Origin of the sequence: Micromonospora profundi, assembly GCF_011927785.1 — a bacterium.
Lineage (GTDB): Bacteria > Actinomycetota > Actinomycetes > Mycobacteriales > Micromonosporaceae > Micromonospora > Micromonospora profundi.
Genome location: NZ_JAATJK010000001.1, coordinates 5,599,286 through 5,619,166, shown reverse-complemented (window position 1 = coordinate 5,619,166; position 19,881 = coordinate 5,599,286). Strand labels below are relative to the sequence as shown.

Sequence of the window (19,881 nt, the reverse complement as noted above, 5' to 3'; positions counted from 1 at the left end):
ACCGGCAGAAGTCTACGTCCGGACTGACCGAACGGCAGACCTCGACACCTGGTGACACGCCATTTCCGTGGGAAATCAGGCTTATATGCGTCTTGTGTGAGGATTCACGTTTCGGCAGTGACTCAAGTCATAGGCGGCCCGTAGCGATGCGTGGTCAAAAAGTGCCCATCCGTTACGGTAGGTGACTCGGGTTTCCTGTTACACCCCCTAGTGCATCAGGGCGCAAGCTGTAACACTTGTCCTCATGTATGGCAACGACTTCTCCGCACCGGACGACGCACCCGGCGCTGGCCTGCTCGGTGAGGTCGAGGCGGCCGAGGCAGACCTGCGGGCGGCCGCCGCTCGTCAGCGCCGGGGCGGCCCGGCACCGGACGAGGACCTGGCTGCGTACTTCGCCGAGGTCGTCGACGCGGAGCAAAAGATCGAGCCGCGTGACTGGATGCCCGAGGCGTACCGCCGGACGTTGATCCGGCAGATCGCCCAGCATGCCCACTCCGAGATCATCGGCATGCAGCCGGAAGGCAACTGGATCAGCCGGGCGCCGTCGCTCAAGCGCAAGGCGATCCTGCTGGCCAAGGTGCAGGACGAGGCGGGCCACGGGCTCTACCTCTACGCCGCCGCGGAGACCCTCGGCATCACCCGCGACGAGCTTGTGCAACTGCTGCTCGACGGAAGGCAGAAGTACAGCTCGATCTTCAACTACCCCACTCTGACCTGGGCCGACGTGGGCGCGATCGGCTGGCTGGTGGACGGCGCGGCGATCGTCAACCAGGTGCCGCTGTGCCGCTGCTCCTACGGCCCGTACGCGCGAGCGATGATCCGGGTCTGCAAAGAGGAGTCGTTCCACCAGCGCCAGGGCTACGAGATCCTGCACACCCTGGCGCACGGCACCCCCGCGCAGCAGGCGATGGCCCAGGACGCCGTGGACCGCTGGTGGTACCCGTCGCTTGCGATGTTCGGCCCGCCGGACGGCGACTCCACCCACTCCACCCAGTCGATGGCCTGGAAGATCAAGCGCTTCTCGAACGACGACCTGCGGCAGCGCTTCGTCGACATGTGCGTCCAGCAGGCCGAGGTCCTCGGGCTGCGCATCCCCGACGACGACCTGCGCTGGAACGAGCAACGGCAGGCGTACGACTACACCCAGCCGGACTACGACGAGCTGATGCGGGTGATCTCCGGCGACGGGCCGTGCAACCGGGAACGGATGGCGCACCGCCGGGCCGCCCACGCCGACGGCGCATGGGTACGCGAGGCCGCCGCGGCGTACGCCGCCAAGCGGGCGGAGAAGAGGGAGAAGGTAGCCGCGTGAGCACCGAACACTCGCCGCTGTGGGAGGTCTTCGTACGGGCGCGGCGCGGGCTGTCGCACACCCACGTCGGCAGCCTGCACGCCCCCGATGCCGAGCTGGCCCTGCGCAACGCCAGGGACCTCTACACCCGCAGGCAGGAGGGTGTGTCGATCTGGGTGGTGCCGGCGAGCGCGATCACCGCGTCGAGCCCGGACGAGAAGGACGCCTTCTTCGACCCGGCGGCCGACAAGGTCTACCGCCATCCCACGTTCTACGAGGTGCCGGACGGGGTGGCCCACCTGTGAACGGGCCGTTCGACTTCACAGTCGCCCTCGGTGACGACGCGCTGATCGCGGCGCAGCGGCTGGCCGAGTGGACCACCCGTGCGCCGGAGATGGAAGAGGACATCGCGCTTGCGAACATCGCCCTCGACCAGCTCGGCGCGGCCCGCCTGCTGCTGTCGTACGCGGGTGAGCTGGAGGGCGCCGGCCGCGACGAGGACGCGCTTGCGTACCTGCGCGACGACCGCGAGTTCCGCAACGTGCTCCTGGTCGAGCTGCCAAACGGCGACTTCGCGGTGACCATGGCGAAACTTTTCTTCCTGGCGGCGTACCAGGTGCCGCTCTACACGGCGCTCGCCGGATGCGCGGACGAGCGACTGGCCGCTATCGGCGCGAAGGCCCGCAAGGAGTCGGCGTACCACCTGGACCACGGCTCCCTGTGGGTGAAGCGGCTCGGTGACGGCACCGAGGAGTCGCACCGCCGGATGCAGGCGGCCGTCGACCACGTCTGGCCGTACACCCACGAGTTGTTCGTCGCGGACCCGGCGGCACCGGTCGACCCGGCCACGCTGCGGCAGGCGTTCGACGACACCGTCGGCCCGGTGCTGGCCGAGGCGACGCTCAGCCGGCCGGAGGGCGGTTGGGCGCCGGGCGGCGGGCGGGCCGGTGTGCACACCGAGCACCTGTCGTACCTGCTCGCCGAGATGCAGGTGCTGCACCGCGCTCACCCGGGGGCGGCCTGGTGAGCGCGCGGAGCGCGACGCGGCCCAGCCCCGCAGCCGGTGACCGCGTGCCTGTCGATCCGCGTACTGCCGTCGCGGCGGTGGTGGACCCGGAGATCCGGGTCATCACGATCGACGAGCTGGGGATCCTGCGCGCGGTCGAGGAGGACCCCGCCACCGGGCGGGTCACAGTGACCATCACACCGACCTACACCGGCTGCCCGGCCATGGACGTGATCCGGGCCGACATCCGGCGCGCGCTCGCCGCCGCCGGGCACCCGGACGTCGAGGTCCGCACGGTCTACAGCCCGGCCTGGAGCACCGACTGGATCTCCGACGGTGGGCGGGCCAAGCTCGCCGCCGCCGGCATCGCTCCGCCGTCGCCGGTCGCCGCCTCCGGAGTGGTGGCGCTGACCCTGGCGGTCCGCTGCCCGCGCTGCGGGTCGCCGGAGACCGAGCAGGTGAGCCGGTTCGGCTCGACAGCCTGCAAGGCGCTGTGGCGTTGCCGTTCGTGCTCCGAACCCTTCGACCACCTGAAGGCACTGTGACAGTCACCATCACCAGGCCGGTCCGCCGCCGGCCGGTCTTCCACCCGCTGCCGGTCTCCGCAGTCGACAGGCTCACCGACGATTCGGTGGCTGTCACGTTCGCCGTACCCGAGGAGTTGCGCGACACCTTCGCGTTCCGCGCGGGCCAGCACCTCACAGTGCGCCGGGTGACCGACGGCGGCGAGGACGTGCGGCGGTCGTACTCGATCTGCTCCATCCCCGACGACCTGGCCCGGCACGGGCGGCTGCGGATCGGCGTGCGCGAGATCCCCGGCGGCGCGTTCTCGGCGTTCGCGTGCGGCGCGCTGCGCGGCGGCGACACGGTCGAGGTGCTGCCGCCGCTTGGCACGTTCACCACGGCGTTCGCGCCGGACCGGGTGCGGCACTACGGCGCGGTCGTCGCCGGTTCCGGGATCACGCCGGTGCTCGGGCTCGTCGCGACGGCACTGGCCGTCGAGCCGGCCAGCACCTTCACACTGGTGTACGGCAACCGCACGGCGAACACGGTGATGTTCGCCGAGGAGTTGGCCGACCTGAAGGACCGCTACCCCACCCGGCTGCACCTCGTGCACGTGCTGTCCCGCGAGCAGGGCGAGTCGCCGCTGCTCTCCGGGCGGATCGACGCCGACCGGCTGGCCCGTCTGCTGGAGACCATCGTGCCGGGCGAGGTCATCGAGGAGTGGTTCCTCTGCGGCCCGTACGCCATGGTGGTCGACGCCCGGGACGTGCTGACCGGGCGCGGGCTGCCCGAGTCGGCGGTCCGTACCGAGTTGTTTCACGTCGACGCGCCGCCGGAGCCTGTGGTACGCCCCGGCGACCAGCCGGGCGCAGGCGCGGAGGTCACCATCGTGCTGGACGGCCGGTCGTCGAACTTCACGATGGGCCGTGAGGAGCGGGTGCTTGACGCCGCGCTGAAGGTGCGCGGCGAGTTGCCGTACGCCTGCAAGGGTGGTGTCTGCTCGACCTGCAAGGCGAAGGTCGTCGACGGCGCGGTCACGATGGCCCGCAACTATGCCCTGGAGCCCGACGAGTTGGCGGCCGGTTACGTCCTGACCTGCCAGTCCAGCCCGACCACCGACAGGCTCACCGTCGACTACGATGCGTGACGTGTAGGACATCTCGTACTACACTCGTCGCATGGAGCAGGTCGCGGTTCGAGAGCTGAACCAGCACACCAGCCGGGTGCTGGCCCGCGTGCGTGCCGGCGAGACCGTCGAGGTGACGGATCGCGGCGAACCCATTGCCCGGCTGGTACCGATTGTCGCCGGTGGGGCTCTGCTGTCCCGGCTGGTCTCGGAGGGAAGGGCGACGGCGCCGACGGACGGCGGCCCGCTGCCGCTACCTCCTGTGCTCGGTGACCCTGCGATCGACGTGGCCGCCGGGCTCGCCGCCGCGCGTGAGGAAGAGCGCTGGTGATCTACCTCGACTCGGCCGCGATCATCAAGCTACTTCGCCGCGAGCCGGCGACCGAGCAGTTGATCGCTTGGCTGAACGAGCGGTCCGGCATGTCGCTCGTCGCTTCCGCGCTTGTGGAAGTCGAGGTGCCGAGGGCGTTGCGTCGGTCGGCGCCGCTCGCCCTGGCTGGCGTGCCGGGGGCGCTGGCCCGCCTGTATCGCGTGGAGATCGACGCCACCGTCCGTGCTGCCGCCGGGGCGTACGGCGATCCGCTGTTGCGGAGCCTCGATGCCATTCACCTCGCCACAGCGGAGGTCCTCGCCGCGCAGTCCGGGTCGGACTTCGCCGCCTTCGTAACCTACGACCGTCGCCTCCTGGACGCGGCAAAGAGTGTGGGGCTGCCGGTCGCGAGCCCGGGGATGGACTGAGGTCGACTCGAGGGGTTCCCGTCACTGGAGTCGGAGGGGCGTGCCGGCCGCTGAGGGGCCGACGTAGGCTCGGGGTGTGACGGCGAACCGCGAGATCGACGACATCCTGCAACGCGGCGCGGACGGCGGGCGGATCACGCCCGAGGAGGCGCTGCTGCTCTACACCGAGGCGCCCTTTCACGCGTTGGGCGAGGCGGCGGACGCGGTGCGCCGGCGGCGCTACCCGGACAACGTCGTCACCTACCTGATCGATCGCAACATCAACTACACGAACGTCTGCGTGACGGCGTGCAAGTTCTGCGCGTTCTACAGGGCACCCAAGCACTCCGAGGGATGGACCCACCCGACCGAGGAGATCCTGCGTCGCTGCGGCGAGGCGGTCGAGCTGGGCGCCACCCAGGTCATGCTCCAGGGCGGGCACCACCCGGACTACGGCGTCGAGTACTACGAGGAGCTGTTCTCCTCGGTCAAGCAGGCGTACCCCCAGCTCGTCATCCACTCGATCGGCCCGAGCGAGATCCTGCACATGGCCAAGGTGTCCGGCGTGAGCCTGGACGAGGCCATCGCCCGAATCAAGGCCGCCGGTCTGGACTCCATCGCCGGTGCTGGCGCGGAGATGCTGCCCGAGCGCCCGCGTAAGGCCATCGCGCCGCTCAAGGAGTCGGGTGAGCGCTGGCTGGAGGTCATGGAGCTGGCCCACCGGCAGGGCATCGAGTCGACCGCCACCATGATGATGGGCACCGGCGAGACGCACGCCGAGCGGATCGAGCACCTCCGCATGATCCGCGACGTGCAGGACCGCACCCGTGGCTTCCGGTCGTTCATCCCGTGGACGTACCAGCCGGAGAACAACCACCTCAAGGGCCGCACCCAGGCGACCACGCTGGAATACCTGCGCCTGGTCGCGGTGGCCCGGCTCTTCTTCGAGACTGTGCCGCACCTTCAGGCGTCCTGGCTGACCACCGGCAAGGACGTCGGGCAGCTCGCGCTGCACATGGGCGTGGACGACCTCGGCTCGATCATGCTGGAGGAGAACGTCATCTCCTCCGCCGGCGCTCGGCACCGCTCCAACCTGCACGAGCTGATCGGGATGATCCGCTCCGCCGACCGGATTCCGGCCCAGCGGGACACCCTCTACAACCGGCTGGCGGTGCACCACACCCCGGCCGACGACCCGACCGACGAGCGGGTGGTCTCGCACTTCTCGTCGATCGCGCTGCCCGGTGGCGGCGCCGGCCGGTCGCTCCCCCTGGTCGAGGTCAACTGAGGCAGGTCGCAGTCCGACCGTTCGGTTGACCAGGGGATGGTCCCCCCGGCACGGCCGTTCGGTTGATCAGGGGTCGTGCTCCCGCGCCGGTGCCTCGGCGGTACGGGTCGACAGTGCCGTCGCAGCGCCAGGCTGCCCGCTGCGGGGCTGGTGGAGATGATCGTGGGCGGCTACCGTCCCGGCCATACCCGTTCTCACCACCCGCCGCCCAGGCGCGCGGATCGGCGGATTCCGCACGCCGCGCTGGTGGCGGTGGTCGGACGGGTGCCGGACCGGGGTAGTCCTCCATCGACCCATGAGGGTCGTTCATATAACGCACGGCGGTACGGGCGGGATGGGTGACCATTCCGCCCGTACCGTCTGCCCGGTCCGGTAAAGACAGCGGAAATGCGGCTCCCACGCTGGCGCGGGAGATCGACCTTCGATAACGTCCGCTCGTTCCCACAACCATTGCCTTCCCTATCCCCCGGGGGACTGATGACACCGTTCCACCGCTCGACTCTGGCTCGCGCCGGCGTCGTGGCTCTGCTCGCGGCCGGTGGCCTGGCCACCGTCGCCGCCCCGGCGCAGGCCGCCGCCGGAGCCGACCTCGCGCTGCAGCCGTTGAGCTACCAGCTGGCCAAGGGCGTCAAGGAGGCCAAGGCCAAGCCGTTCAAGTTCCAGGTCGACAACACCCGGAGCACTGTCGACGCCAAGGACGTCCGGGTCACCGTGGAGACGAAGGGCCTCAAGAACCGCAAGGTGGGCTACCTCGTCCCGATCGGGTGCGACGTCACCGGCACGAAGTTCACCTGTCTGCTCGGCGATCTGGCCGCCGGCACCACCGAGGACTTCGGTATCCCGCTCTTCTCCACCGGTGGTCGCGGTAACGGCGGCACGCTCGTCGTCACCATCAGCTCCGCCACCACCGACCCCAACCTCGACGACAACACCGTCGAGCACGACATCACCGTCACCGAACCCGGCTACGACCTGACCGCATGGGTGCAGGACGTCTACGCCAACGTGACTGTGGACGGGGACGAGGTCGGCGAGTCCGACCTGCAGGCTGTGAAGCTGGGCGAGACCGCGCCGCTGGACTGGGCGATCTACAACGACGGCAGCCGCAAGGCGACCGGTGTGGCGTACGGGATCACCCTGCCGGCCGGCGTCACCTTCGCCGAGCTTCCGGAGGGCTGCATCGAGCAGCCGCTGGGCGGCTTCGCGAACGCGTACTGCGAGGACACCGGCGTGGTGCTCAAGCCGGGGCAGTTCTACACGGCGGGCGTCCGGGTGAAGGTCGGCTCGGGCGTCACCGAGTCGGTGCTCCGGCCCGGCTTCCTGTGGGCCGCCGGCCTGGACGCGTCCGCGGGTAGCCCCGAGGAGCAGCCGAAGGTGGCCACCGGCGCGCAGCGCAAGGCGTTCACCGAGGTCGACGAGGTGGACAACAGCGCGCAGTTCGACGTCTTCGTCGACCTGACCGTGCAGCCCACCCCGACGCCGACGGCCACGCCCTCGCCGACGGCCACGCCGACCCCGGGTGGCACGACGTCACCGGGTACGACGACGTCTCCCGGCGTGACCACGTCGCCGGGTACCGGTGGTGGCGGTTCCGGTGGCGGCGGTCTCCCGGTGACCGGTGTGCAGGTCGGCCTGATCGGCGGCATCGGCGGCATGATCCTGCTCGTGGGTGGGGCCCTGCTGGTGCTCTCCCGGCGGCGCAAGGTCGTCCTGGTCGCCCCGGGCGACGAGAAGTCGACCGACTGACCGAGGCGTGACGTGAAGGGCGGGGTGGGCGACCACCCCGCCCTTTCGCGTGCCAGGGCGACCGCCGCGCCTGCTCGGCCGCCGCCGGCAGCGCCGATGCTTCCGGCCGATCGGGGGTACGCAGACCCAGCGCTCGTCGGTTGGCGGACGGCTGGCAGAGTGAAGGGGTGAGCCGTACCCCGCAGGGCCAGCGAGCCAGCCTGGACAAGCAGCCGCACGAGGTCGCCGCGATGTTCGACGACGTGGCGGAGCGTTACGACCTGACGAACACCGTGCTCTCCTTCGGCCAGGATCGTTCCTGGCGTCGGTCCACCCGCGCCGCGCTCGGCCTACGGCCCGGCGAGCGGGTGCTGGACGTGGGGGCGGGCACCGGTGTATCGACGCGCGAGCTGGCGCATTCCGGGGCGTACGCGGTCGGGGCGGATCTGTCGCTGGGCATGTTGTACGCGGGCAAGCGGGCGCGACCGGAGGTGCCGCTGCTGGCCGGGGACGCGCTGCGACTGCCGTTCGCCGACGCCAGCTTCGACGCGGTGACCATCTCGTTCGCACTGCGCAACGTCAACGACACCGACGCGGCTCTGCGCGAGCTGGCCCGGGTCACCCGGCCGGGCGGGCGGCTCGTGGTGTGCGAGTTCAGCACACCTGTCAACCCGGCCTTCCGGACGGTCTATCTGTCGTACCTGATGCGGTCGCTGCCGGCGGTTGCCCGTGCGGTGTCGAGCAACCCGGAGGCGTACGTCTACCTGGCCGAGTCGATCCGGGCATGGCCGGACCAGTCCGCGTTGGCCGGACGGATCGGTGCCGCCGGCTGGGGACGGGTGGCGTGGCGCAACCTGACCGGCGGCGTGGTCGCCCTGCACCGGGGGATCCGCGAGTAGGCGGCTCCACGGCCGTACCCGAATGTTGCTTGTCTTTCGCCAATGTCGGATTTTGGCCCAATTTGCCCGGTACGCTTGCCGGCATGACCGGAGCAGACCCGGCGGGCCCGGCGACCGCCACCGACGACGACGCGGCCGAGCTCGTCGCGCAACTGCGCGCATTGGCTGGCGCCGACCCGACGGAGGTGCGGCAGGTCGTCGCCGAGGTGTTGGCCGCGCTGGACCGGGCCGCCGGGGGTGCGTTACGTGAGCATTTGCCGGAAACCATCCGGGTTGACGCGGGCCTGGAAGCGCCCAGTCGGATCTGACACCTGACCACTGTGGACGGTCACCGGCTGTAACACCAGCGACTTAGGTACCCCTGACCCTGCGCAGGTATGACACCGGTCATACACTCGTCTCGTCTGGCTTGTGAAGCATTTCACGAGCGTGCGGGAGGAGGTGCGAATGACCGCGGTGGAACACGACGCCGACGTCATCGTCGTTGGCGCCGGCCCCGGTGGATCGGCGACTGCGTACCACCTGGCCCGGCACGGCGTACGCGTGCTGGTGCTGGAGAAGACCGAGTTCCCTCGGGAGAAGGTCTGCGGCGACGGGCTGACCCCGCGCGCGGTGCGGCAGCTCATCCGGATGGGCGTGGACACCTCGCCCGAGGCCGGCTGGCTGCACAACCGTGGCCTGCGGGTGATCGGCGGCGGCGTCCGCCTGGAGCTGGACTGGCCCGAGCTGGCGAGCTTCCCCAACTACGGTCTGGTGCGCACCCGGCTCGACTTCGACGACCTGCTCGCCCAGCGCGCGGTGGCCGCCGGCGCGAAACTCCGCACCAACGTCAACGTGCTCGGCCCGGTGCTCGACGGCGACGGCCGCGTGACAGGTGTCGAGGCCGAGGTGGGGCCCGGCAAGGAGCCCGCGACCTTCCGCGCCCCGCTGGTCGTCGCCGCCGACGGCGTCTCGGGCCGGTTCCCGCTGGCGCTCGGGCTGGCCAAGCGGGAGGACCGGCCGATCGGCGTGGCCGTCCGCCGCTACTACCGGTCCCCGCTCAAGCACGACGACAACTACCTGGAGTCGTGGCTGGAGCTGCGCAGCAAGGACAGCGGCGACAACCTGCTGCCCGGGTACGGCTGGATCTTCGGCCTCGGCGACGGGCGGGTGAACGTCGGTCTCGGCGTGCTCAACTCGTCGTCCGCGTTCGGCAAGACCAACTACCGTCGGCTGCTCACCGACTGGCTCGCCAACACCCCCGCCGAGTGGGGCATGACCGACGAGGCGAACGCCGACGGTCCCATCCTCGGCGCCGCGCTGCCGATGGGCTTCAACCGGGTGCCGCACTACACCCGGGGCGTGCTGCTGGTCGGTGACTCCGGCGGCATGGTCAACCCGTTCAACGGCGAGGGCATCGCGTACGCCATGGAGTCCGGTGAACTGGCCGCCGAGGCCATGGTGCAGGCGCTCGCCCGACCGGCCGGCCCGGAGCGGGAGCGGGCGCTGATGGCGTACCCGAACGAGCTGAAGGCCCGCCTCGGTGGCTACTACCGGCTGGGCGGCATCTTCGTGAAGCTGATCGGCCGTCCGGAGATCATGCGGATCGCCACCAAACACGGAATGCCGCATCCGACGCTGATGCGATTCGTGCTCAAACTGCTGGCCAACCTGACCGACCCCCGTGGTGGGGACGCGATGGACCGGGTCATCAACGCGATGACGAAGGCGGCTCCAGCCGTGTAAATGAAGCCGATGAACCGCACTTCCCGCCGTCACCGACGTCGGCGGGGGGCGGCTGAAAACCGTGTCGACGCTGGTGACAGTTCCGATTCGGACAGAGATCGACCCCCGCTGGCAGCCACCGGCAGGGATGTGAATAGTGTGAATTTTGTCAAGCACCGAGGGCAGGGAAGGACGAGCAGGAGAAAAGATGTCGCTCTCGCCTTACGCACCGATCATCGGGCTCTTCGCCCTCGCCGCGGCGTTCGCGCTGTTCTCTGTCGGCGCTGCCCGGATAACTGGCCCCCGTCGATACAACAAGGCCAAGCTCGAAGCCTATGAGTGTGGCATCGAGCCCAGTCCGCAGCCGGTTGGCGGCGGGCGTTTCCCGATCAAGTTCTACCTGACGGCGATGCTCTTCATCGTCTTCGACATCGAGATCATCTTCCTCTACCCCTGGGCGGTCTCGTTCGACGCTCTGCCGATCTTCGGCTTCGTGGAGATGGTCCTGTTCATCGTCGCGGTCTTCGTCGCGTACGCCTACGTGTGGCGGCGCGGCGGCCTGGACTGGGACTGAGGAAGGAACGTCAGATGGGCATCGAGGAGAAGCTTCCCGCCGGCGTCCTGCTCACCTCGGTGGAGAAGCTGGTCAACTGGTCCCGGAAGTCGTCCGTGTGGGGCGCCACCTTCGGCCTGGCCTGCTGCGCCATCGAGATGATGGCCGCCGGTGGTCCGCACTACGACATGGGCCGCTGGGGCATGGAGGTCTTCCGGGCCTCGCCCCGGCAGGCCGACCTGATGATCGTGGCCGGCCGGGTGAGCCAGAAGATGGCACCCGTGCTGCGCCAGATCTACGACCAGATGGCCGAGCCCCGCTGGGTGCTCTCGATGGGCGTCTGCGCCAGCAGCGGCGGCATGTTCAACAACTACGCCATCGTGCAGGGCGTCGACCACGTCGTACCGGTCGACATGTACCTGCCCGGCTGCCCGCCCCGGCCCGAGATGCTCATCGACGCGATCCTCAAGCTCCGCGAGAAGATCATGTACGAGCCGCTGGGTGCGAACGGCCGCAAGATGCTTGAGGCCCGCCAGGCGCGCGGTGACGTGCCGGTCGTGCCGTACGGCTCCATGCCGTCCTCGTACCGCAGCGACAAGGCCCGGCGTGCCGAGTGGACCCAGGCCGTCCGCGAGGGCCGCGAGGAGCAACTGCGTATCGAGAACTGGATGAACGCTCAGAACCACCTCCACGCGCACAGGGGCCCGAAGTGACCGCACCTAACGACAGGACCAACGACGGCGGTGTGCCGGTGCCGGTCACCCCGGCCGGCGCCAGCGGCACCGCCCCGGCCGAATACCCGCCGTCCAGCCCGGCCGGCCGCGGGATGTTCGGCAACCAGGGCACCGGCGACGTGTCCGGCTACGGCGGCCTGGTCCGCCAGCGCCAGCCCATCGAGGAGGCCGCCCGACCGTACGGCGGTTACTTCGACGAGGTCCGCGACGCGCTGGAGGAGGCGTACCCGGCCTTCGGAGACGCGATTGAGAAGGTCGTCGTCGACCGGGGCGAGCTGACCCTGCACGTCCGCCCGGAGCGGATCGCCGAGGTCTGCCAGGTGCTGCGGGACGACATGGCGCTGCGCTTCGAGCTGTGTTCCTCGGTGTCCGGTGTGGACTACCTCGGCGCCGACGAGCGCCGGCTGCACGTGGTCTACCTGCTCACCTCGATGACCTACCGGCGTCGGGTCCGGCTGGAGGCCGCGGTCTCCGTCGAGCAGCCGCACCTGCCCAGCGTGACCGCCGTCTACCCGACTGCGGACTGGCAGGAGCGGGAGGCGTACGACATGTTCGGCATCGTCTTCGACGGCCACCCCGCCCTGACCCGGATCCTCATGCCGGACGACTGGGAGGGCCACCCGCAGCGCAAGGACTACCCGCTCGGTGGGGTGCCCGTCGAGTACAAGGGCGCCGAGATCCCGCCGCCGGACCGGAGGAGGTCCTACCAATGACCACGTCGAACTACGCAACCGAGCGCGAGACCACCGAGGGTCGGGTCTTCACCGTCACCGGTGGCGACTGGGACACCGTCGTCTCGGGCACCGACCCGATCAACGACGAGCGGATCGTGGTCAACATGGGTCCGCAGCACCCGTCCACGCACGGGGTGCTGCGCCTGATCCTGGAGCTTGAGGGCGAGACGGTCCGCGAGGCCCGCTCGGTCGTCGGCTACCTGCACACCGGCATCGAGAAGAACCTCGAATACCGCAACTGGGTGCAGGGCTCGACGTTCGTGACCCGGATGGACTATCTCGCCCCGATCTTCAACGAGACGGCGTACGCCCTCGCGGTCGAGAAGCTGCTCGGCATCACCGACGACATCACCGAGCGCGCCACCACCATCCGCGTGCTGATGATGGAGCTCAACCGGATCTCGTCGCACCTGGTCTGGCTGGCCACCACCGGCATGGAGCTGGGCGCGATCTCGATCATGCTCTACGGCTTCCGCGAGCGGGAGTACATCCTGGACATCTTCGAGACCATCACCGGTCTGCGGATGAACCACGCGTACGTCCGGCCGGGCGGTGTGGCGCAGGACGTTCCGGACGAGGCCATCGTCAAGATCCGTGACTTCCTCAAGATGATGCCGAAGAAGCTCAAGGAGTACGAGGACCTGCTGTCCGGCCAGCCGATCTGGCTGGAGCGGACGAAGAACGTCGCGGTCCTCGACGTCACCGGCTGTGTGGCGCTCGGCGTCACCGGGCCGGTGCTGCGCTCCGCCGGGCTCGCCTGGGACCTGCGCAAGACCATGCCGTACTGCGGCTACGAGACCTACGAGTTCGACGTGCCGACCCACACCGACGGTGACGTGTGGGGCCGCTACATTGTCCGGCTCGCCGAGATCCGGGAGTCCATGAAGCTCGTCGAGCAGGCGCTGGACCGGCTGAAGCCGGGTCCGGTAATGGTCGCCGATCGCAAGATCGCGTGGCCGGCCCAGCTCGCCATCGGTGTCGACGGCATGGGTAACTCGCTGGAGCACGTCGCGAAGATCATGGGTCAGTCGATGGAGTCGCTGATCCACCACTTCAAGCTGGTCACCGAGGGCTTCCGGGTCCCGCCCGGCCAGGTGTACGTCGGCATCGAGTCGCCTCGCGGCGAGCTGGGCGTGCACGCGGTCTCCGACGGTGGTACCCGGCCGTACCGGGTGCACTACCGGGAGCCGAGCTTCGTCAACCTTCAGGCCCTGCCGGCGATGGCCGAGGGCGGCCTGATCGCCGACGTGATCGCCGGCGGCGCCTCGCTGGATCCCGTGATGGGTGGTTGTGACCGATGACGACGACGTTCACTGACGAGACCCGGGAGCGGGCGCGCGAGATCATCGCCCGCTACCCGGCGGACCGGTCCCGCTCGGCGCTGCTGCCGCTGCTGCACCTGGTCCAGTCCGAGGAGGGGTACGTCTCGCCGGCTGGTGTCACGTTCTGCGCCGAGGTGCTCGGCCTGAACAAGGCCCAGGTCGGCGCGGTGGCCACCTTCTACACGATGTACAAGCGCAAGCCGACAGGTGACTTCCTGGTCAGCGTCTGCACCAACACCATGTGCAACGTGCTGGGCGGTCAGGAGGTCTACGACACGCTCTCCGAGCACCTGGGCGTCGGGCACGACGAGACGACCGCCGACGGGACGATCACGCTGGAGCACGCCGAGTGCCTGGCGGCCTGCGACTACGGGCCGGTGATGACCGTCAACTACGACTTCTTCGACGGCGTCGACCCGTCCACTGCGGTAGGTGTGGTCGACGAGCTGCGTGCCGGTGGCCGGCCGATGCCGACCCGTGGCGCCCGGCTCTGCACGCTCAAGGAGATGGCGGTGCAGCTCGCCGGTTTCGCCGACGAGCGGGACGGCGCGGTCGCCGACGGCGGGCCGGGCGAGGCCACTCTGCGCGGGCTGCGGCTGGCGCAGGAGCACGGCGTCTCGGTGCCGGGCTTCGACCCGAACACGCCGATCCGCAGCAAGGCCGAGGCGGACAAGGAGGCGGCGAAGGCGAAGGCCGCCGCCGAGGCCGCCAAGCCGGCGACGCCCGTGCAGTCCGGCGACGCGACAGGTAAGGCCGGCACGGGCGAGCGGACTCCCGCCGCCGCGGCGACCGGCAGCACCGCACCGGACGTGAAGGCACCGGACGACAAGTCGCCGCAGGTGCGTGCCGCCGAGACCCGGCAGCCGGACGCGGAGACCGCAGTGCCGGACGCACCCGGCACGAAGGTCCCGGCGGAGACCTCGCCGCCGGGCCCGCGCGACGCGCGGAAGGCGGAGGCCGCCGGTGTGGCGGCCAACGAGCCGGCCGGCGACGGCAAGCCCGCCGGTGACTCCACTGACGCGCAGGAGCGCAACCTCACCGAAGCGTCGGCGAGCGCTGATGGCGCGAACAACGCCGCCGCTACCGAAACGGGGGCACAGAAGTGACCACTCCCCGCCCGGAGACGCTGGCCAAGCTGACGCCGGTGCTGACCAAGCGCTGGCTGTCGCCGGATGCCTGGCGGATCGGCACCTACGAGCAGTTGGACGGCTACGCCGCGCTGCGCAAGGCCCTCAAGGCCCACCCGGACGACCTGATCCAACTGATCAAGGACTCCGGGCTGCGCGGCCGGGGTGGCGCGGGCTTCCCCACCGGTCTGAAGTGGGGCTTCATCCCGCAGGGCGACGGCAAGCCGCACTACCTGGTGGTCAACGCCGACGAGGGCGAGCCGGGGACCTGCAAGGACCTGCCGCTGATGACCCACGACCCGCACGCGCTGGTCGAAGGCGTGATCATCGCGTCGTACGCGATCCGGGCCAGCCGCGCCTACATCTACATCCGGGGCGAGGCGGTGCACGCCGCGCGCCGGCTGCGCAACGCTGTCCAGGAGGCGTACGACAAGGGCTACCTGGGCCGGAACATCCTGCGCAGCGGCTTCGACCTGGAGCTGGTGGTGCACTCCGGCGCCGGGGCGTACATCTGTGGCGAGGAGACGGCGCTGCTGGACTCCCTGGAGGGGTTCCGCGGCCAGCCCCGGCTGCGTCCGCCGTTCCCGGCCACCCACGGCCTGTACGCCAGCCCGACGGTGGTGAACAACGTCGGCACCATCGCCAGCGTGCCGCCGATCGTGCTCGGCGGGGCGGACTGGTGGAAGTCCATGGGCACGGAGAAGTCGTCCGGGCCGATGATCTACTCGCTCTCCGGCCGGATCGTGAACCCCGGCCAGTACGAGTGCTCGATGGGCGTGACGCTGCGCGAGCTGCTGGAGCTTGCCGGCGGGATGCAGCCGGGCCACAACCTGAGGTTCTGGACCCCGGGCGGCTCGTCCACCCCGCTGCTCGCCGCCGAGCACCTGGACGTCCCGCTGGACTTCGAGGGCGTGGCGGCGGCCGGCTCGATCCTCGGCACCACGGCCACGCAGATCTTCTCCGACCAGGACTGCCCGGTCTACGCGACCTACCGGTGGCTGGAGTTCTACCACCACGAGTCGTGCGGGAAGTGCACCCCGTGCCGCGAGGGCAACTACTGGATGGTCCGGGTCTACCGGCGGATCCTCTCCGGTCAGGGCACCCACGAGGACCTGGAAACCCTGCTGGACACCTGCGACAACATCCTGGGCCGTTCGTTCTGCGGCCTCGGTGACGGTGCGACCAGCTCGGTGACCTCGTCGCTGAAGTACTTCAAGCAGGACTACCTCGACTACATCGAGGGACGTACCGCGCCGAAGCTCTCCGACAAGCAGCTGGTTGGAGCTCACTGATGACGGACGTAGCCAAGCAGACCGAGACCGTCACCCTCACCATCGACGGCGTCGAGGTCACCGCCCCCAAGGGGACGCTGCTGATCCGGGTCGCCGAGCAGATGGGCACCGAGATCCCCCGGTTCTGCGACCACCCGCTGCTGGCCCCGGCCGGTGCGTGCCGGCAGTGCCTGGTCGAGGTGGAGGGGCAGCGCAAGCCTGTTGCCTCCTGCACCCAGACCGTCGCCGACGGCATGGTGGTCCGCACCCAGCTCACCTCGCCCGTCGCCAAGAAGGCGCAGGAGGGGGTGATGGAGCTTCTCCTGCTCAATCACCCGCTGGACTGCCCGATGTGCGACAAGGGCGGCGAGTGCCCGCTGCAGAACCAGGCGATGTCCACAGGCCGCACCGACTCGCGCTTCCACGAGCACAAGCGGGAGTACGAGAAGCCGATGGCGATCAGCAGCCAGGTGCTGCTGGACCGCGAGCGTTGCGTGCTGTGCCAGCGCTGCACCCGGTTCTCCGAGGAGATCGCCGGCGACAAGTTCATCGACCTGATGGGCCGGTCGTCCGCCGAGGAGATCAACATCTACCGGGACGACGCGTACGGCGAGGAGGGCGACGCCGGCGACGTGCCGTTCAACTCCTACTTCTCCGGCAACACCGTGCAGATCTGTCCGGTGGGTGCGCTGACCGGCGCCCAGTACCGCTTCCGGGCCCGCCCGTTCGACCTGGTCTCCAGCCCGAGCGTCTGCGAGCACTGCTCGGCCGGCTGCGGGCAGCGCACCGACTGGCGGCGCGGCAAGGTCCTGCGCCGGCTGGCCGGCGACGAGCCGGCGGTCAACGAGGAGTGGAACTGCGACAAGGGTCGGTGGGGCTTCCAGTACACCCGGGCCACCGACCGGCTGACCACCCCGCTGGTGCGCGACGAGCGCACCGGTGAGCTGCGCGAGGCGTCCTGGAGTGAGGCGCTCACCGTGGCCGCCGACGGGCTGCGCGCGGCCCGCGACAGCGGCCAGGGCACGGCGGTGCTCACCGGCGGCCGGCTGACCGTCGAGGACGCGTACGCGTACGCGAAGTTCGCACGGGTCGCGCTGAACACCAACGACATCGACTTCCGGGCACGGCCGGTCTCCCGCGAGGAGGCCGACTTCCTGGCCAGCTCGGTCGCCGGGGTCACCGACGTCACCTACACCGACGTGGAGAACGCGCCGGCTGTGGTGCTCGTCGGCCTGGAGCCGGAGGAGGAGTGCCCGATCCTCTTCCTGCGGCTGCGCAAGGCGTACCTGAAGAAGACCCTGACGGTGTACGCGCTGGCGCCGTTCGCCACCCGCGGCCTGGAGAAGCTCGGTGCCAAGCTGGCCCGGGTGGTGCCGGGCGAGGAGGCGAGCGTTCTCGCCGAGCACGCCACAGTCGCCGAGGCGCTGAGCGCGCCGGGCGCGATCCTTCTCGTCGGCGAGCGGTTGGCGAGTGTGCCGGGTGGGCTCTCCGCCGCGGCGGACGTGGCACGGCGTACCGGCGCGAAGGTGGCCTGGGTGCCGCGGCGCGCAGGTGACCGCGGTGCTGTCGACGCGGGCTGCCTGCCCAACCTGCTCCCCGGTGGCCGGCTGGTCACCGAGCCGGCAGCGCGGGCCGAGCTGGGCGAGGCGTGGGACATCCCGGCCGGGGTGATCCCGAGCCAGGCCGGTCGGGACACCGACGGCATTCTGGCGGCGGCCGCCAACGGTCAGCTCGGCGCGCTTGTGGTCGGCGGGGTCGACCCGGCCGACCTGGCCGACCCGCGGCTGGCCGAGACCGCGCTGGACGCGGTGCCGTTCCTTGTCAGCCTGGAGCTGCGCGGCAGCGCTGTGACCCGGCGGGCGAACGTGGTCCTGCCTGTCGCGCCGGTGGTCGAGAAGTCCGGCAGCTTCCTGGACTGGGAGGGCCGGCTGCGTCCGTTCGATGCGGTGCTGAACACCGCGGCGATGAACGACGGCCGGGTGCTCGACGCGCTCGCCGCTCTGCTGGACGTGCGACTGGGCACGGCCGACGTGCCGAGCGTGCGTCGTGAACTGGGCTCGCTGCCGGCCACGCGTACCCAGCGGCCGACGCCGCCGTCGGTGTCGCCGGGCGCGACGCCGCAGCCGCGCGCCGGGGAGGCCGTGCTGTCCACCTGGCACCAGTTGGTCGACCTCGGCACTCTGACCGAGGGCGACGAGCACCTCGCCGGCACTGCCCGCCCTCCGGTCGTCCGGCTGGGCAAGGGCACCGCCGAGGCCCTCGGTGTCGCCGACGGCGACGCGGTGACTGTCGGCACCGACCGGGGGGCAGTGACCCTGCCGGCGGCTCTCACCGAGATGCCGGACGGCGTCGTCTGGGTGCCGACGAACTCGCCGGGCTCGACAGTGCGTCGCAGCCTCGGGGCGACGTCCGGCGCTGTCGTCCGGATCTCCGTTCCGGCAGCGAGCGCGGCCGTGCCGGCCGGGCGGGTGGCGGCCGACGAGGCCGGTCTCCCGGGTCCGCTCCTCAACAGCGCTGGGGGTAACCAGTGAGCCCGTCATACCTGGCCCAGGATCCGACGCTTGCCGACTTCGGCCGGGATCCGTGGTGGCTGGTACTCATCAAGATCCTCTTCGCGTTCGTCTTCGCCGTGCTGGCCACCCTGCTCGGTGTCTGGTTCGAGCGGCGCGTGGTGGGTTACATGCAGGTGCGGCCCGGCCCCAACCAGGTCGGTCCGTTCGGTCTGCTGCAAACCCTCGCCGACGGCCTGAAGCTGGCGTTCAAGGAAGACATCCTGCCGAAGGCGGCGGACAAGGTCGTCTACTTCTTCGCGCCGGTGATCTCGGTGGTCTGCGCGGTCACCGCGCTGTCGGTGATGCCGTTCGGCCCGATGGTCAGCATCTTCGGGCACCGGACGCCACTACAGGTCACCGACGTGCCGGTGGCCGTCCTGCTGGTGCTGGCCCTGTCGTCGCTCGCGGTGTACGGCATCGTGCTCGGCGGCTGGGCGTCCGGCTCCACGTACCCGCTGCTCGGCGGCCTGCGCTCCGCCGCCCAACTGGTCTCCTACGAGGTCACGCTGGGCCTGAGCGTCGTCGCGGTGTTCATGACGGCGGGCACGATGTCCACAAGCGGCATCGTCGCCGCACAGGGCGACGCCACGCAGCTCAGCTTCGGTGACTTCACGGTCCCGGCCCCCGGCTGGTACGGGCTGCTGCTGCTGCCGAGCTTCGTCATGTTCTTCATCGCCATCGTCGGTGAGACCAACCGGGCGCCGTTCGACCTGCCCGAGGCGGAGTCCGAGCTGGTGGCGGGCTTCCAGACCGAGTACAGCTCGCTGAAGTTCGCGCTGTTCATGCTCAGCGAGTACGTCGCGATGGTGACGATGTCGGCGTTCACAGTGACGCTCTTCCTCGGCGGCTGGCACGCGCCGTGGCCGATCACGATCTGGGAGGGCGCCAACTCCGGTTGGTGGCCGATGCTCTGGTTCTTCGGCAAGGTCGTCGCGCTGGTCTTCGTCTTCGTCTGGCTGCGCGGCACGCTGCCCCGGCTCCGGTACGACCAGTTCATGCGGCTGGGCTGGCGGGTGCTGCTGCCGATCAACCTGGTCTGGATCCTGGTCCTGGCGGGCCTGCGCTCCATCGAGGACTGGGACTCGCAGGGCAAGCTCATCGCGGTCGGCATCCCGGCCGGCATCCTGCTGATCGCCACGCTGTTCTGGCCGAGCCGCAAGCCCAAGCCGACGCAGACGCCGCAGGAACAGGTGGACAGCCGGCCGTACGGGAGCTTCCCGCTGCCACCGATGGATCTACAGGTACCACCGAGCCCGCGTATCACGCGCGTGGTCGCCGAGCGGGAGCCGGCCAACATCGCCGCCGGCTCGGACTCCAGGGAGGTGTGA

At 70.1% G+C, this 19,881-nt stretch carries 20 protein-coding genes; all 20 read left to right on the top strand.

What is annotated here, in order from left to right:
* The first annotated feature begins 244 nt into the window (after positions 1-244).
* The 20 genes from paaA to nuoH all read left to right on the top strand — a co-directional run bounded on the left by paaA (position 245) and on the right by nuoH (position 19,881).
* A complete protein-coding gene (gene paaA, locus F4558_RS24940) occupies positions 245-1,312 on the top strand; it encodes a 1,2-phenylacetyl-CoA epoxidase subunit PaaA (protein ID WP_053652214.1) in 1,068 nt (355 codons plus the stop codon).
* Positions 1,309-1,596 (top strand): 1,2-phenylacetyl-CoA epoxidase subunit PaaB, encoded by a 288-nt coding sequence (paaB, locus tag F4558_RS24935; RefSeq protein WP_053652215.1) that lies wholly within the window; start codon positions 1,309-1,311, stop codon positions 1,594-1,596. Before paaA ends, paaB begins: the two co-directional genes overlap by 4 nt.
* Positions 1,593-2,318, top strand: a complete 726-nt coding sequence (paaC, locus tag F4558_RS24930) for a 1,2-phenylacetyl-CoA epoxidase subunit PaaC (RefSeq protein ID WP_053652216.1) — start codon at positions 1,593-1,595, stop codon at positions 2,316-2,318. The genes paaB and paaC overlap by 4 nt, the downstream gene beginning before the upstream one ends.
* A gap of 44 nt (positions 2,319-2,362) precedes the next feature.
* Positions 2,363-2,842 (top strand): 1,2-phenylacetyl-CoA epoxidase subunit PaaD, encoded by a 480-nt coding sequence (paaD, locus tag F4558_RS24925; RefSeq protein WP_167946148.1) that lies wholly within the window; start codon positions 2,363-2,365, stop codon positions 2,840-2,842.
* Positions 2,839-3,948 carry a 1,2-phenylacetyl-CoA epoxidase subunit PaaE gene (gene paaE / locus F4558_RS24920; protein WP_167946146.1) on the top strand — a complete coding sequence of 370 codons (1,110 nt, stop codon included), beginning with the start codon at positions 2,839-2,841 and terminating at the stop codon, positions 3,946-3,948. Before paaD ends, paaE begins: the two co-directional genes overlap by 4 nt.
* A gap of 31 nt (positions 3,949-3,979) precedes the next feature.
* Positions 3,980-4,258 (top strand): type II toxin-antitoxin system Phd/YefM family antitoxin, encoded by a 279-nt coding sequence (locus F4558_RS24915; protein ID WP_053652219.1) that lies wholly within the window; start codon positions 3,980-3,982, stop codon positions 4,256-4,258.
* Positions 4,255-4,665 carry a type II toxin-antitoxin system VapC family toxin gene (locus F4558_RS24910; protein WP_053652220.1) on the top strand — a complete coding sequence of 137 codons (411 nt, stop codon included), beginning with the start codon at positions 4,255-4,257 and terminating at the stop codon, positions 4,663-4,665. Before F4558_RS24915 ends, F4558_RS24910 begins: the two co-directional genes overlap by 4 nt.
* Positions 4,666-4,741: 76 nt before the next feature.
* The gene (mqnC, locus tag F4558_RS24905; protein WP_053652221.1) at positions 4,742-5,932 is read left to right on the top strand and encodes a cyclic dehypoxanthinyl futalosine synthase; all 1,191 of its coding nucleotides are present in this window, start codon (positions 4,742-4,744) and stop codon (positions 5,930-5,932) included.
* A 477-nt stretch (positions 5,933-6,409) separates the two neighbouring features.
* Positions 6,410-7,678, top strand: coding sequence for an LPXTG cell wall anchor domain-containing protein (locus F4558_RS24900; protein ID WP_053652222.1), 1,269 nt, complete (start codon positions 6,410-6,412; stop codon positions 7,676-7,678).
* A gap of 167 nt (positions 7,679-7,845) precedes the next feature.
* Positions 7,846-8,556: a demethylmenaquinone methyltransferase gene (locus tag F4558_RS24895; RefSeq protein WP_053652223.1), complete on the top strand. Its 711-nt coding sequence runs from the start codon at positions 7,846-7,848 to the stop codon at positions 8,554-8,556.
* Between the two features lie 83 nt (positions 8,557-8,639).
* The gene (locus F4558_RS24890) at positions 8,640-8,864 is read left to right on the top strand and encodes a hypothetical protein (protein WP_053652224.1); all 225 of its coding nucleotides are present in this window, start codon (positions 8,640-8,642) and stop codon (positions 8,862-8,864) included.
* 139 nt (positions 8,865-9,003) lie between these two features.
* A complete protein-coding gene (locus F4558_RS24885) occupies positions 9,004-10,281 on the top strand; it encodes a geranylgeranyl reductase family protein (RefSeq protein WP_053652366.1) in 1,278 nt (425 codons plus the stop codon).
* Positions 10,282-10,468: 187 nt separating this feature from the next.
* Complete coding sequence (locus tag F4558_RS24880) at positions 10,469-10,834, top strand: NADH-quinone oxidoreductase subunit A (RefSeq protein ID WP_053652225.1); 366 nt, start codon at positions 10,469-10,471, stop codon at positions 10,832-10,834.
* Positions 10,835-10,848: 14 nt separating this feature from the next.
* On the top strand, positions 10,849-11,526 hold the full coding sequence (locus F4558_RS24875) for a NuoB/complex I 20 kDa subunit family protein (protein WP_053652226.1): 678 nt from the start codon (positions 10,849-10,851) through the stop codon (positions 11,524-11,526).
* On the top strand, positions 11,523-12,260 hold the full coding sequence (locus F4558_RS24870) for an NADH-quinone oxidoreductase subunit C (protein ID WP_053652227.1): 738 nt from the start codon (positions 11,523-11,525) through the stop codon (positions 12,258-12,260). Before F4558_RS24875 ends, F4558_RS24870 begins: the two co-directional genes overlap by 4 nt.
* The gene (locus tag F4558_RS24865) at positions 12,257-13,582 is read left to right on the top strand and encodes an NADH-quinone oxidoreductase subunit D (RefSeq protein ID WP_053652228.1); all 1,326 of its coding nucleotides are present in this window, start codon (positions 12,257-12,259) and stop codon (positions 13,580-13,582) included. Before F4558_RS24870 ends, F4558_RS24865 begins: the two co-directional genes overlap by 4 nt.
* On the top strand, positions 13,579-14,709 hold the full coding sequence (gene nuoE / locus F4558_RS24860; protein WP_053652229.1) for an NADH-quinone oxidoreductase subunit NuoE: 1,131 nt from the start codon (positions 13,579-13,581) through the stop codon (positions 14,707-14,709). The genes F4558_RS24865 and nuoE overlap by 4 nt, the downstream gene beginning before the upstream one ends.
* The gene (gene nuoF / locus F4558_RS24855; protein ID WP_053652230.1) at positions 14,706-16,022 is read left to right on the top strand and encodes an NADH-quinone oxidoreductase subunit NuoF; all 1,317 of its coding nucleotides are present in this window, start codon (positions 14,706-14,708) and stop codon (positions 16,020-16,022) included. Before nuoE ends, nuoF begins: the two co-directional genes overlap by 4 nt.
* Complete coding sequence (locus F4558_RS24850) at positions 16,022-18,532, top strand: NADH-quinone oxidoreductase subunit G (RefSeq protein WP_053652231.1); 2,511 nt, start codon at positions 16,022-16,024, stop codon at positions 18,530-18,532. Before nuoF ends, F4558_RS24850 begins: the two co-directional genes overlap by 1 nt.
* A complete protein-coding gene (gene nuoH, locus F4558_RS24845; RefSeq protein WP_053652232.1) occupies positions 18,529-19,881 on the top strand; it encodes an NADH-quinone oxidoreductase subunit NuoH in 1,353 nt (450 codons plus the stop codon). The genes F4558_RS24850 and nuoH overlap by 4 nt, the downstream gene beginning before the upstream one ends.

What these genes read in the sequence shown, in the direction of transcription:
- paaA (WP_053652214.1), top strand. Translation starts at nt 245, where the DNA reads ATGTATGGCAACGACTTCTCCGCACCGGACGACGCACCCGGCGCTGGC.
- F4558_RS24915 (WP_053652219.1), top strand. Translation starts at nt 3,980, where the DNA reads ATGGAGCAGGTCGCGGTTCGAGAGCTGAACCAGCACACCAGCCGGGTG.
- F4558_RS24900 (WP_053652222.1), top strand. Translation starts at nt 6,410, where the DNA reads ATGACACCGTTCCACCGCTCGACTCTGGCTCGCGCCGGCGTCGTGGCT.
- F4558_RS24890 (WP_053652224.1), top strand. Translation starts at nt 8,640, where the DNA reads ATGACCGGAGCAGACCCGGCGGGCCCGGCGACCGCCACCGACGACGAC.
- F4558_RS24885 (WP_053652366.1), top strand. Translation starts at nt 9,004, where the DNA reads ATGACCGCGGTGGAACACGACGCCGACGTCATCGTCGTTGGCGCCGGC.
- F4558_RS24880 (WP_053652225.1), top strand. Translation starts at nt 10,469, where the DNA reads ATGTCGCTCTCGCCTTACGCACCGATCATCGGGCTCTTCGCCCTCGCC.
- F4558_RS24875 (WP_053652226.1), top strand. Translation starts at nt 10,849, where the DNA reads ATGGGCATCGAGGAGAAGCTTCCCGCCGGCGTCCTGCTCACCTCGGTG.
- F4558_RS24865 (WP_053652228.1), top strand. Translation starts at nt 12,257, where the DNA reads ATGACCACGTCGAACTACGCAACCGAGCGCGAGACCACCGAGGGTCGG.
- nuoE (WP_053652229.1), top strand. Translation starts at nt 13,579, where the DNA reads ATGACGACGACGTTCACTGACGAGACCCGGGAGCGGGCGCGCGAGATC.
- F4558_RS24850 (WP_053652231.1), top strand. Translation starts at nt 16,022, where the DNA reads ATGACGGACGTAGCCAAGCAGACCGAGACCGTCACCCTCACCATCGAC.